This window comes from Nocardioides sp. L-11A, from assembly GCA_029961745.1.
Taxonomy (GTDB): domain Bacteria; phylum Actinomycetota; class Actinomycetes; order Propionibacteriales; family Nocardioidaceae; genus Nocardioides.
In genome coordinates, this window is record CP124680.1 from 1,291,939 (window position 1) to 1,304,631 (window position 12,693).

Here is a 12,693-nt window from a genome sequence, read left to right on the forward strand (position 1 = left end):
CTCCCCGGGGACGCGCGCGAACCTGCGACGGCGTGTCACACTTCCGCCGTGAGCCAGGTGGTGGAGCAGAGCGTCGAGATCGCGGCGCCGGTCGGCACGGTGTTCGCCTACGTCGACGACGTCACCACCACCAAGGACTGGATGTACGGCCTGAGCCGGATCGAGCCGGTCACCGAGCAGCTGCGCGGCGTCGGCGCCCAGTACGACGGCGTGATGAAGGTCGGCGTACCGCTCAAGGCGCGGATCGTGTGCACCGCCTGGGAGCAGGACCGCCTGCTCGAGCTCACGTCGGTCAAGGGCATCGAGACGACGCAGCGCTGGACCTTCACCGATCTCGGCGACGGTCGCACCCGGGTGGACGCCTGGATCAGCTTCACCCTGCCCGGCGGCCCGGCGGGCAAGGCGATCGCCGGTGCGGTCAGGCCGGTGGTCGGCGTCGCGGTCAAGCACTCCAGCGAGGCGCTGATCCGCAACGTCGAGAGCCTCGGCTGAGGGGCGACGGGGAATCTGCCCGGGCCGCCGCCCAACCGATCCGTGATCCGTTCCGTCAACTAGGCAACAGTGCCGGACGGAGAGGAGCAGGGTGAGCAGCATGCGGGACGAGGAGTTCGCGGCCTACGTCGCCGAGCGGCGGTCACAGCTGTTCCGCGCGGCGTGGCTGCTGTGCGGTGACTCGCACCAGGCCGAGGACATCGTCCAGTCGGCCCTGACGCGGCTCTACGTCGCGTGGCCGCGGGTGCGCCGGGCGGACTCGGTGGACGCCTACGTACGACGGGCGGTCGTGAACGCCCATCTCGACGAGGGCCGCCGGCCGTGGCGGCGCGAGGCGTCCGCGGGTGAGGGACTACCCGAGGTCGCGGTGGCGGCGTCCGCGGTCGAGGAGCACGACGCGCTGTGGACGGCGCTGCGAGCCCTCCCGCCCGGGCAGCGCCGCGTCGTGGTGCTGCGCCACTGGTGGGGACTCAGCGTCGAGGAGACCGCCGCCGACCTCGACGTCAGCACCGGAACCGTGAAGAGCCAGACCTCCGCGGCCCTCGCCGCCCTCCGGGTGGCATTGGCCGACGACTTGACCAAGGAGACCTCATGACCGACCTGATCGACACCGACCTGGCCGCGCGCCTCTACCACCTGACCGACAGCGCTCCCGTGCCCGTGGTCCCCACCGCCGAGGACGTACGACGGGGGCGGGGCCGCCTGCGTCGCCGTCGCCTGGCGCGGGTGGGCGCCGGCAGCACCACGCTCGCGGCGGCGACCGTGACCGGACTCGCGCTCGGCGTACCCGGGGGCCAGCAGGCCGCCGCGCCCGCTCCCGACCCCGTCGTCCAGGAGGCTCCGGCGGCCCAGGCCCCGCAGGCGGCCCCACGCGACGCGGTGGCCGCGGAGGTCCAGGACCTGGCCCGGTCCGCGCCGGGCGGTGCCGGGGTGACCCTCGCCCAGATGCTCGCCATGACCGATGTGCTGGACGACGATCTCGGCGGCGGCCGGACCATGCACCTGTCGATCGGGACCCCGGCCAGCTGGCAGGGCGCCGGCGCCGACCAGTGCGCGGCGGGCTGGGACTGCCGCGACGTGGACGTGGCCGACGCCTCCCGGGCCAAGGTCGCGGCCAAGGACGCCACGACCCAGGTGATCGCCGAGTTCCCGGACGGGATCGCGGTCCTGTCGTTCACGGGCGCGGACGAGTTCCCGGCGGACCTGGCGTTCCGCGACCCGAACCCCGACCCGGCCGGACTGCGCCTGCGCGACTGACCGCCTCATCCCCGCCGAATCCCGGTCGATCCGGCGGGGATGGTGATGGGACAATGGGCGCGCTGTGGACATCACCTACCCGCCCGACCTCCCGGTCAGCGCCCGACGCGACGACATCGCCGCCGCGATCCGTGATCACCAGGTCGTGATCGTCGCGGGCGAGACCGGCTCCGGCAAGACCACCCAGCTGCCCAAGATCTGCCTCGAGCTGGGCCGCGGCGGCGCCGGCGAGGATGGCCGTCCCCGGATGATCGGGCACACCCAGCCGCGCCGGATCGCCGCGCGCTCGGTCGCCGAGCGGATCGCCTCCGAGCTCGGGACCGAGCTGGGCGACCTGGTCGGCTACCAGGTCCGGTTCACCGACAAGACGTCGAAGCAGAGCCGGATCAAGCTGATGACCGACGGCATCCTGCTCGCGGAGCTGCAGCGCGACCGGCTGCTGCGCCGCTACGACACGATCATCATCGACGAGGCGCACGAGCGCAGCCTCAACATCGACTTCCTGCTGGGCTACCTCAAGCAGCTCCTGCCCCGACGGCCCGACCTCAAGCTGGTCATCACCTCCGCGACCATCGACACCGACCGCTTCGCCCGGCACTTCGACGACGCCCCGATCATCGAGGTCTCCGGGCGCACCTACCCCGTCGAGGTCCGCTACCGCCCCCTGATGGAACAGCCCGACGAGGACTCCGAAGCAGAGCTGGTCACGCGCGATCCGACCGAGGCGATCGTCGACGCGGTCAAGGAGCTCTCGGCCGAGGGGCCGGGCGACATCCTGGTGTTCCTGCCGGGCGAGCGCGAGATCCGCGACACCGCCGAGGCGCTCGCGCCGTTGGCGGACGGGATCCGGGGCGTCGACGTGCTTCCCCTCTACTCCCGGCTCTCGGCGGCCGAGCAGCACCGGGTGTTCGCGCCGGCCACGGGCTCGCGCCGCCGCGTCGTCCTGGCGACCAACGTGGCCGAGACCTCGCTGACCGTGCCGGGGATCCGCTACGTCATCGACACCGGCGTCGCCCGGATCTCGCGCTACTCCGCGCGGACCAAGGTCCAGCGGCTGCCGATCGAGCCGATCAGCCAGGCCTCCGCCAACCAGCGCTCCGGGCGCTGCGGCCGCGTCGCCGCCGGCATCGCGATCCGGCTGTACGCCGAGGAGGACTTCGAGGCCCGCCCGGAGTTCACCGACCCCGAGATCCTGCGCACCAACCTGGCGTCGGTCATCCTCCAGATGACCTCGCTCGGGCTGGGCGACATCGCGGCCTTCCCGTTCGTCGAGCCGCCCGACCGCCGCAACGTCCAGGCCGGCACCCAGCTGCTCGAGGAGCTCGGCGCGGTCGCCACGGGCTCGTCCGGCGGCCGCGAGGGCCAGCTGACCAAGGTCGGCCGCCGCCTGGCCCGGCTGCCGATCGACCCGCGGCTGGGCCGGATGCTGCTGGAGGCCGAGCACCTGGGCTGCGTGCGCGACGTCCTGGTGATCGTCGCGGCGCTCTCGCTGCAGGACCCTCGCGAGCGCCCCGGCGCCGACCGCCCGGCCGAGCGGGCGCAGGCCGACCAGCTGCACGCGCGGTTCAAGGCCGAGGACTCCGACTTCCTCACCTGGCTCAACCTGTGGCGCCACCTGCGCCAGCAGCAGAAGGAGCTGTCCGGCAGCGCGTTCCGGCGGATGTGCAAGAGGGAGTTCCTCAACTACCTGCGGGTGCGCGAGTGGCAGGAGTTCGTCGCCCAGCTGCGTCAGGTGACCAAGGAGATGGGGGTCCGGCTCGAGGCCGCCTCCGACACCCCCGATGCCGACGGCATCCACCAGGCATTGCTCTCGGGCCTGCTCTCGCACATCGGGCTGCTGGAGGAGCGGGAGAAGGCAGCCAAGTCGGGGCCGGGCGCCCGCAAGGACGGGCGTCGTCCCGGACCGCGCGAGTACCTCGGTGCCCGCGGCACCCGGTTCGCGATCTTCCCCGGCAGCGGCCTGGCCCGGAAGAACCCCCCGTTCCTGATGGCGGGCGAGCTCGTCGAGACGGGGCGGCTCTGGGCCCGCCAGAACGCCGCCATCGACCCGCGCTGGGCCGAGCGGCTGGGCGCCCACCTCGTCAAGCGGACCTACTCCGAGCCGAGCTGGTCGCGCAAGCGCCAGTCCGTGATGGCCCGCGAACGGGTCACCCTGTACGGCGTCCCGCTGGCCGCCGACCGCGCCGTGGCCTACGGCAAGGTGGACCCCGAGCTGTCGCGCGAGCTGTTCATCCGGCACGCGCTCGTCTACGGCGAGTGGGACACCCGGCACCGCTTCTTCCAGCAGAACCGCCGGCTGCTCGCCGAGGCCGAGGAGCTCGAGCACCGGGCCCGGCGCCGCGACCTGGTCGTCGACGAGCACACCCTCTTCGACTTCTACGACGACCGCGTCCCCGAGGGCGTCGTCAGCGGCGCGCACTTCGACCGCTGGTGGAAGGACGCCCGGCGCGCCCAGCCCGACCTGCTGACCTTCGATCCCGCGATGCTCACCCACGACACCGCCGGGGAGGTCCGCGAGGCCGACTATCCGGAGCAGTGGTCGCTCAGCGGTGGGCTGACCTTCCCGATCAGCTACCACTTCGAGCCGGGCGCGAAGGACGACGGGCTGACCATCGACATCCCCGTCGCCACCCTCAACCGGGTCGACGACGACGACTTCTCCTGGATCGTGCCCGGGCTGCGCGAGGAGCTGGTCACCGAGCTGATCCGCAGCCTCCCGAAGCAGCTGCGGGTCAGCTTCGTGCCGGCGCCGAACACGGCGCGGGAGTTCCTGGCCGCCGTACCCGCGGGGGAGGAGGCGCTGCTCACCGCGCTGGAGCGCTACCTGCGCTCCACGACCGGGGTGCACGTGCCCCGCGACGCCTGGGGGCTCGCGACGCTGCCCGAGCACCTCAAACCGACCTACCGGGTGGTCGACGAGCGGGGCCGGGTGGAGGGCCGCGGCAAATCGCTGGCCGAGCTGAAGGCGCCGCTGCAGCCGCAGTTCGACCGCGCGATCGCCGCGGTGGCCTCCGACTCGGGCGTGGCCCGCTCCGGCGAGACCGCCTGGGTCTTCGACGAGATCGCCGCCACCGCCACCTGGACCCGGGCCGGTCACGAGGTCGAGGCCTATCCCGGACTCGTCGACGAGGGCGCCACGGTCGGCCTACAGGTCTACGGCTCGGCCGACGAGCGCGACGCGCGGCACCGGCTCGGCGTCGTCCGGCTGGCGCTGCTGGCCCTCGGCTCCGCGCCGCTGGCCGGCGCCGTCGAGGGACTCGGCAACGCCGAGAAGCTCGGCCTCGCCGGGACGCCGTACGCCGGTGTGCCCGCGATCCTCGACGACTGCCTGCGCGCGGTCGTGGTCGACGCCGTCGACGCACGACCTCCGGTGCGGACCCGCGCGGAGTACGACGCTCTGCTCGCCGCCCTCCGTCCGGCTGCCGCCGCAGGGGTCCGTGAGGTGCTGGCCGAGCTGCTCCGGGTGCTCACGACCTGGCGCGACGTGGACCGGCTGCTCAGCGGTCGTGCCGACCTGCCGATGCTCCCGGCGCTCACCGACCTGCAGGCCCAGCTCGCCCGCCTCGTGCACGACGGCTTCGTCGGCGAGGCCGGCGCCGCCCGACTGCGTCGCTACCGGACCTGGCTCGCCGCGATGCGCGAGCGTCGGACCGCGCTGGAGACGGGCGGTCCCGCGGCGCTCGCCAAGGACCGTCAGCGGATGGACGTCCTCCAGCCGCTCCAGGAGGCCCATCTCGCCCGGCTCGCCGCCCTGCCCGACGGCCGTCCCGCCGGCTCCGGCCTGCGCGCGCTCCGCTGGATGCTGGAGGAGTACCGGGTCTCGCTGTGGGCCCAGCAGCTCGGCACCGACGGCCCGGTCTCGGACGTGCGGATCCGCAAGGCCCTCGACGCGCTCTGAGGGTCGCGACCTCCAGCCGGACTCAAGCCGGGCTCCAACGCGCCCGGACAGGGTGCCGACGTGAGACAGCCCAAGGAAGCATCCAGGTCCGACGACCTCCGCCGAGTGCGGGGCGTACGGACACCGCGTGGTCGTATCGCACGACCCGGAGCCCGCGCAGCGCTGATCGCGACGCTGCTCGCGGGTCTGGCCGGCCTGCCCGCCGCCCTCGGCGTCGAGGGAGCGAACGCCGGCCCGCCGACCGTCGCGCCGGCCGCGCCGGCCTTCAGGGTCAGCGCGACGAAGGTGGCCGATCCCCGGTACGGCGACCCGCTGCTGCTCAACGTGCGAGCGTTCGGGGGCACGGGGGACCCGATCAACGCGACCGTGTCGATGAACGGCATCGACCTCGAGACCAAGGAACTCCCCGCTCAGTTCCAGATCCCGACCACAGGTCTGACGATCGGCACGTCGTACCGGGTCGATGTCGCGGCCGGCGACGGCACGGTGGGCGGCACCACCTACGAGCGGTTCGTGCCGCAGTTCATCCCGGGCACGGTGCGGCTGCCGAGCACGACGGTGCCGTACAGCGCCTTCATCCCGGTCGAGTTCGCAGCGGACGCGCCGACCGCGGTGCACCCGACCGCCGGCACCGAGGTCAGGCTGCACACGAGCGCGCGGCGCTCGGTCGGCACGGGCAGGATCGATGCGAACGGACGGACGCTGCTGGAGGCGGCCGACGATCACCTTCGGCCGGGTACCCACTTCGTGGAGGTCGAGTACGCCGGAGACGCCGCCTACGCGGCCACCGGTCCCGGCACGGGGAGCTTCGTGGGCGACCTGGTCGTCGAACGGATCCCGAACGCGGTCGACGCCACCTTCTCGGCGACCGTCCTGACGCGGGGTGAGCCTCTGGTCATGAACGCCGTCGTGCGGAACAACACTCCGTTCCTGCTGAGGGAGTCGCCGCACGGCGCGATCAGGGTCGTGGCGCAGCGCACCGACGGCGGCGATCCGGTGGTCATCGAGCCCGGACGGCTCTACCCCGGCGGCTACCAGGCAGCGCGCTTCGACCTGAGCCCGTTCGCGGCGACCCACACCGGGAGCTGGGAGATCCAGGTCTCGAACACCGGTGACGCGATCACCGCAGCGTCGCCTGTCGCGCGCACCACGATCCAGATCAAGGAGCCGGGCAGCACCGCGATCCCGACGACGACGTCGCTCCAGCTGGATCGGGGCACCGCCACGGTCGGAGGCGACGAGGTCCTTGCCACCGCAAGCGTCGCGGTCACGGGCGCAGCGGCTCGTCCGACGGGCCAGGTGGCCTTCTACGTGGACGGCAACGAGATCGGCCGAACGTCGGTGGGCACCGACGCCAGCGCTCGTCTCTCCCTCGCACCCGGGACCGTCGGGCAGCGCTCGGTGACCGCGCGCTATCTCGGGAGTGCGACCCACGACGGCTCGCTCAGTCCTGCGCGGATGCTCACGGTCGAGCAGGCGTCCTCGACGGTCTCGGTGACACCGGACACCGTCGTCGCCGGCACCCCGGCATCTGTCGACGTCGTCGCGTCCGGATCCAAGGTGACGCCGACCGGGTCCGTCACGGTGAGGGAGGGGGCCACGCTGCTGGACACGGTGACACTCGTCTCCGGCCACGCGACCATCGCATTGCCGGTCGGAACGCACGACCTGACCCTGGACTACTCCGGCGACGTGAACGTGCATGCGTCGCGGGCCACGCTCATGCTGACGGTGGTCCCCGGTCCGGCAGAGCCGTCCGACCCGGGCAGCTCCACCCCTCCGGCCGTGGCCGCGTCGAGCGTCAAGGCGAGCCTCAAGAGCGTGGCCAGGCATCGCGTGAAGGCGAGGATCGCGGTGTCGGCGGCGACGCCCGCCACGGGCACGGTCCAGATCAGGGCGGGCAGGCGCGTCGTCGCCACGGGCGTGCTGAGCGCGGGCTCGACGTCGATCACCCTGACGACGAAGCGGCTGAAGCCGGGCAAGCGCAGGCTGACGGTGCGCTACCTCGGCTCGCCGGGTGTGGCCGAGTCGAGCCGGACCTACCGGATGAGGGTGCGATGAGCTGCCGATCCCGTCGTCGAGGCGTCGTGCTGGGTGGGACCGCCGCGTTGGCGGTGTCCCTGGCCGCGGCCCTGGTCGGCGTCTCCACGGCTGCACCGGCCCCAGCGGCGTACGCCGTCCCCCAGGTGAGGGCCGCGGCCTTCGAGACCGTGACCGCCCTGGTCCTGAGCGGGTGGCGGACCTGGCCGCCCGGCTCGCCCAACGCCTATCCCATCGAGGCGATCGCGACGGTCGACGTCTACGAGAGCGTCCACCCCGCCGACGGCACGGTGGCCTTCTACCTCGATGGCGCGCAGATCGGCGAGGAGGTCACCGTCGACGAGGAGGGCACGGCGCGGATGACCATGCCGACGGACCAGGTCGGCACCTACCAGGTGTCCGCGCGCTACACCGGCACGGCGACTCAGGCGCCCTCCGTGAGCCGGACGCTCAGCTATGTCGTCGATCCCGCCATCCGCGTACCGAGCCACCCCCAGGCAGCGGTGGGCTCGACCGTGAAGGTGGGCTCCGCAACGGTGTCGAAGCGGCGCGTTCGGGTCAAGGTCGTCGTCTCCGCGTCGCGTCCCGCGTCGGGGCAGGTCCAGATCCGCGACGGAAAGAAGGTGGTCGCGCAGGCGACGCTCCCCAACGGCGCGACGTCGGTGACCCTGACGACCAAGAAGCTGACGAAGGGCAAGCACAAGCTGAAGATCCGCTTCCTCGGCTCCTCGACCGTGACCGCGTCGAGCTCCAGCTATCGCGTCGTCGTGCGCTAGGTGTTCGCGAGAGTCGAGCACACCGGACCGGGAGCGCCTCACGGCGCAGGGCCGCTCGTAGCGGCTTGATGTTGGGACCCGGGGCTGCCGCGACCCGGCGTGCTCGACTCCCCAAGTCTACGGCCTCGGACGAGGAGGTGGTCACGCCAGGCGGTGGGCGAGCTCCAGGTGGCCGGCGGCCTCGAGCTGCTCGGCGAGGGCGAGCGTGCGGCGTACGTCGGTGTCGGGAACCTCCGGGAGGGTGGCCCGGCCGGCGGCCACGACCCGGGCGAAGGCGGCGGCGCGGAGGAGGACGTCGGCGAACTCGCCCTCCGCGATGCCGCGGAGCACCTCGTCGACCATCCGGCGCAGCTCGTCGGGCCCCGGCGGGTCGGCAACGCCGGCGACCACCCGGGCGAACTCCGCCCGGCTGCGGCCGGCCTCGAACTGGCGCGCGACGCCGGCCGGGTCGGCGTACACCCAGGACCGGAGGAGGTACAGGCGCCACAGGCAGCCGGCGAGGGTGTCGGCGGCGGCGTGCGACCAGAGCTCGGCGATGGTCTCGATGCCCTCGGTCTCGGCGAGGTGGACGAGACGCTCGGAGACGCCGGCGTCGTCGCTGGCATGGGCATCGCGCACGAGCAGTACGGCGGCGCGCTCGGCGGCTTCGGTGAGCAGGGCGGGGTCGACCCCGTCGGCGTACTCGTCGAAGAAGGCGGCCTCCCGCGGTGCGGGACGGTGGTGACGCCGGTGCTCGGACACCCGATCAGCCTAGAACGGCCGCGCCGCAGCGGGCGATCGGAGCGGCGCTGTGACCGGCCGGTAGGGTTGCCGCCGTGGGTCGGTTCACGTGGCGGACGGGTGCGGTCGTGGTCGGGGTCGCCGTGGTGGTCCTCGTGGGCATGATCGCCCTGGCGAGCGGCACCGAGCAGAAGAAGCAGCCGCATCCCCCGAAGCCGCCGACGGCGACGAAGACCGACCTCGAGTTCGCGGCGTGGGGCAGTGAGCAGGAGATCGCGGCGTATCAGACCGTCGTCGACGCCTACAACGCCAGCAGCACCGACACCAGCGTGTCCGTCGTGTCCTGGCCCAACGCCGACGCGATGCTCGACGCCATCCGCAGCGGCGAGGCCACGCCCGACCTCTACCTGATCCCGCGCGGCGACCTGGCCGAGACGGTCGCGGAGAAGCGCAATGTCCCGCTGCTCGACCTGGTCCTCGAGCGGGAGATCCCGATCGGCGACGACTTCGCGCGCGACGCGGTCTCCGCGTTCTCGGTCGATGACGACCTGCAGTGCCTGCCGTACGCCGCCTCGCCGATGGTCATCTACTACAACACCGACCTCGTCGACTTCGCCGCGATGGACGCCGAGGGCCTGCCCACGCCCAAGAGCGACCACAAGGGCTGGAACTTCGCGGAGTTCCGGGCGGCCGCGGAGTTCGCCAGCCGACCGCGCCGCAACACCCGCGGCATCCACATCGAGCCGACGCTGCGTGGCCTCGCGCCGTTCGTCTACTCCGGTGGCGGTCAGCTCTTCGACGACGAGGGCAAGCCGACCCGCCTCGCGCTCGGCGACGACGGCTCGACCGACGCGCTGCGCCAGACCCTCGAGCTGCTGCGCGACCCGCGGCTGACCCTCAGCGCCGCCCAGCTGGAGAAGCGCTCCGCGGTGGAGTGGTTCCAGCGCGGCAAGCTCGCGATGATCGCGGGCTACCGCGGCCTGACGCCCGAGCTGCGGGGCACCGAGGGGCTCAACTTCGACGTGATGCCGATGCCGTCGCTCGGCGCGGCGCACACCATCGCCGACCTCAACGGGCTCTGCCTGGCCCCGAACGGGCCGATGCGCACCGAGGCCGCGGCCAACGTGCTCAGCTACCTGGTGAGCGACGAGGCGCTGGCCCGGGTCGCCGAGACCGGCTACGTGCAGCCCGCGAAGCTCACGGTCGCCTTCTCCGACGACTTCCTCCAGCCCGGCCAGGCCCCCGAGCACTCCGCGGTGTTCAACGCCGTGATGCGCTCGGTGGTGCTGTCGCCGCTGATGAGCCAGGGCCGTGAGCTGCGCGAGCTCGTCGACCCCGACATCGAGACGCTGCTGACCACGCCCGACATCGCCGACCTGCAGGAGGCGCTGCGCGCCATCGACGAGAAGTCGCGCAGTCTCCTCGACCCGGACTACGAGCCGTCCGACCCGCCGTCCGACCCGTCTTCCGAGCCAGCCTCGCCCTCTGACGACGGGTCCGACGACCGAGGCTGACGCTTCCTCCGGGCCGCCGCCGGTGCCGCCTCGGCGTCCAGAACCGCGCGGCTCAGTGCCGACGCAGTGAGCCCGATCTGCCAGCTGCGCGCGCCCAGGCCGCGGAGCTGGTCGATGACCGCCTCGAGCAGGTCGACGGCGTCGCGGGTCGCGGGGGGCGACCACATGACGCGGCGCAGCGTGTCGGGGGTGAGCAGGTTCTCCAGGGGGACGGCGTGCTCCTCGGCCAGCGCGGAGACCGCCGCCCGGGCGAGCTCGAGGCGCCGCGCGGCGACCGGGTCCTTGTCGGCCCAGGTGCGCGGCGCGGGCGGGCCGTCCCCGTGGGTGACGCGCGTCGGCAGCTCGTTCTCGGGGAGCTCGGCCGCCTCCTGCAGTGCGGCGAGCCACTCGCGGGCGTGCCGCGCGGCACCGCGGCCGTGGAAGCCGGAGGTGCCGAGCAGGGCGCCGCGGCTGGTCGGCATGGCGGTCGCCGCGGCGATGATGGCGGCGTCGGGGATCAGCCGACCGGGCGTGACGTCGCGCTCGCGGGCGATCTGGTCGCGGGTCTCCCACAACGCCCGCACCGCGCCGAGGGTACGACGCCCGCGGACCTTGTGCAGTCCGGAGGTGCGCCGCCACGCGTCGACCCGGACGGCCGGCTCGAAGCCGCGGACGTGCTCGAACTCCTGCCGTGCCCAGTCGGCCTTCCCGGCCTCCTCGAGCTGGGTGGCCAGCAGGTCGCGCAGCTCCACGAGCACCTCGACGTCGAGGGCGGCGTACTCGAGCCACGGCTCGGGCAACGGTCGCGTCGACCAGTCGACGGCGGAGTGCTCCTTGCGCAGATGGCGCTCCAGCAGCGTCTCGACGAGGGTGGCCAGCCCGACCCGCGGGTAGTTCAGCAGCCGGCCGGCGAGCTCGGTGTCGAACAGTGCCACCGGCCGCAGCCCGACCTCGGCGAGGCAGGGGAGGTCCTGGGTGGCGGCGTGCAGGATCCACTCGGTGTCGCCGATCGCGTCCGCGAGCGGAGTCAGGTCGCCCAACGGGATCGGGTCGATCAGGCCGATCCCGGCACCGGTGCGCTTGACCTGGATCAGGTAGGCGCGGTTGGAGTAGCGGTAGCCGGAGGCGCGCTCGGCGTCGATGGCGACCGGACCGGACCCGGCGGCGAGCGCGGCGCAGTAGGCGGCGAGCGCCGCGGGGGTGTCGATGACCGGCGGCAGGCCGTCGGCGAGCGTCAGCAGCTCGACCGGCTGCTCCTCGGAGGTCGGCTGCTCGGTCGGCGAGTCGGTCATCAGCTCCCGCTGCCTCGCTGGCCACGCCGGGACGGCATGACCGCGATCCCGTCGGGCACCGGCTCGAGGCCGCCGGCGGTGCACATCAGCTCGCCCCACGCCTCGGCGTGGCTGGCCAGGTCGTCGTGGTCGACCGGCGTCCACGACGCCCGGATCTCCAGCTGGGCGTTCCCCGGCTCGTCGGCCATCGAACCGTAGCTCTCGGTCGCCACCCGGGTGACGGTGCCCGAGACGGCGACGTGCTCGGCGCCGTGCGCCGCGAGCGCGTCGGTCAGCCAGGTCCAGCCGACGTCGGTCAGCAGCGGGTCGGTCGCCAGGTCGTGATCGATCTCGGCCCGGCAGTACGCGACGCAGCGGAAGGTGCCCTCCCACGCGTCGTTGCCGGCCGGGTCGTGGAGCAGCACGAGTCGCCCCGTGGCGACCTCCTCGTCGTCCACGGTCACGTCGGCGGACAGCGCCGCGGCGTACGGCGCGATCCGCTGCGGTGCCGGCATCTCCTCGCAGAACACCTCGGGACGGAACGAGGCGGCGCGCAGGCCTGCGACCGCAGCGGTGAACTCGGGGGGTGTGCCGGCCGCGCCGGATCCCTGGTTCATCTCCTGGCGGGCGACCATGAGGCCACCCTAGGACCCCCGGGCCGGATCGATGTGCGTCCCACGCCGTCGGGCCGAGCCCGGATCCAGCACTCTCCAGCGTGACGCCAGTGTGACTCCAGTGCGACTGCA

The 12,693-nt window shown here is 73.2% G+C and carries 10 protein-coding genes; 7 read left to right on the top strand and 3 right to left on the bottom strand.

Annotated elements, in window-relative coordinates:
* Window positions 1–48: 48 nt before the first annotated feature.
* The 6 genes from QJ852_06010 (at window position 49) to QJ852_06035 (ending at window position 8,463) form a co-directional block, all read left to right on the top strand.
* A complete protein-coding gene (locus tag QJ852_06010; protein ID WGX97991.1) occupies window positions 49–492 on the top strand; it encodes an SRPBCC family protein in 444 nt (147 codons plus the stop codon).
* Between the two features lie 100 nt (window positions 493–592).
* The gene (locus tag QJ852_06015) at window positions 593–1,087 is read left to right on the top strand and encodes a SigE family RNA polymerase sigma factor (protein ID WGX99537.1); all 495 of its coding nucleotides are present in this window, start codon (window positions 593–595) and stop codon (window positions 1,085–1,087) included.
* Complete coding sequence (locus tag QJ852_06020) at window positions 1,084–1,749, top strand: hypothetical protein (protein WGX97992.1); 666 nt, start codon at window positions 1,084–1,086, stop codon at window positions 1,747–1,749. The genes QJ852_06015 and QJ852_06020 overlap by 4 nt, the downstream gene beginning before the upstream one ends.
* A 64-nt stretch (window positions 1,750–1,813) precedes the next feature.
* Window positions 1,814–5,647: an ATP-dependent RNA helicase HrpA gene (hrpA, locus tag QJ852_06025; protein ID WGX97993.1), complete on the top strand. Its 3,834-nt coding sequence runs from the start codon at window positions 1,814–1,816 to the stop codon at window positions 5,645–5,647.
* Between the two features lie 60 nt (window positions 5,648–5,707).
* Window positions 5,708–7,708 carry an Ig-like domain-containing protein gene (locus QJ852_06030; protein ID WGX97994.1) on the top strand — a complete coding sequence of 667 codons (2,001 nt, stop codon included), beginning with the start codon at window positions 5,708–5,710 and terminating at the stop codon, window positions 7,706–7,708.
* A complete protein-coding gene (locus QJ852_06035) occupies window positions 7,705–8,463 on the top strand; it encodes an Ig-like domain repeat protein (GenBank protein WGX97995.1) in 759 nt (252 codons plus the stop codon). The genes QJ852_06030 and QJ852_06035 overlap by 4 nt, the downstream gene beginning before the upstream one ends.
* Window positions 8,464–8,604: 141 nt before the next feature.
* On the opposite strand, the gene QJ852_06040 is transcribed toward QJ852_06035, so the two are convergent.
* The gene (locus QJ852_06040) at window positions 8,605–9,204 is read right to left on the bottom strand and encodes a hypothetical protein (protein WGX97996.1); all 600 of its coding nucleotides are present in this window, start codon (window positions 9,202–9,204) and stop codon (window positions 8,605–8,607) included.
* Between the two features lie 74 nt (window positions 9,205–9,278).
* Here QJ852_06040 and QJ852_06045 point away from each other — a divergent pair, with 74 nt between their 5' ends.
* Window positions 9,279–10,697 carry an extracellular solute-binding protein gene (locus QJ852_06045; protein ID WGX97997.1) on the top strand — a complete coding sequence of 473 codons (1,419 nt, stop codon included), beginning with the start codon at window positions 9,279–9,281 and terminating at the stop codon, window positions 10,695–10,697.
* On the opposite strand, the gene QJ852_06050 is transcribed toward QJ852_06045, so the two are convergent.
* Both QJ852_06050 and QJ852_06055 read right to left on the bottom strand, forming a co-directional pair.
* Window positions 10,616–11,968, bottom strand: coding sequence for an HRDC domain-containing protein (locus QJ852_06050; protein WGX97998.1), 1,353 nt, complete (start codon window positions 11,966–11,968; stop codon window positions 10,616–10,618). The genes QJ852_06045 and QJ852_06050 overlap by 82 nt on opposite strands.
* On the bottom strand, window positions 11,968–12,582 hold the full coding sequence (locus QJ852_06055) for a DUF3000 domain-containing protein (GenBank protein WGX97999.1): 615 nt from the start codon (window positions 12,580–12,582) through the stop codon (window positions 11,968–11,970). Before QJ852_06055 ends, QJ852_06050 begins: the two co-directional genes overlap by 1 nt.
* Window positions 12,583–12,693 lie beyond the last annotated feature (111 nt).

Bases quoted from the DNA above. Each gene is read 5' to 3' on its own strand.
- QJ852_06015 (WGX99537.1), top strand. From the start codon at position 593: ATGCGGGACGAGGAGTTCGCGGCCTACGTCGCCGAGCGGCGGTCACAG.
- QJ852_06020 (WGX97992.1), top strand. From the start codon at position 1,084: ATGACCGACCTGATCGACACCGACCTGGCCGCGCGCCTCTACCACCTG.
- QJ852_06035 (WGX97995.1), top strand. From the start codon at position 7,705: ATGAGCTGCCGATCCCGTCGTCGAGGCGTCGTGCTGGGTGGGACCGCC.
- QJ852_06050 (WGX97998.1), bottom strand. From the start codon at position 11,968: ATGACCGACTCGCCGACCGAGCAGCCGACCTCCGAGGAGCAGCCGGTC.
- QJ852_06055 (WGX97999.1), bottom strand. From the start codon at position 12,582: ATGGTCGCCCGCCAGGAGATGAACCAGGGATCCGGCGCGGCCGGCACA.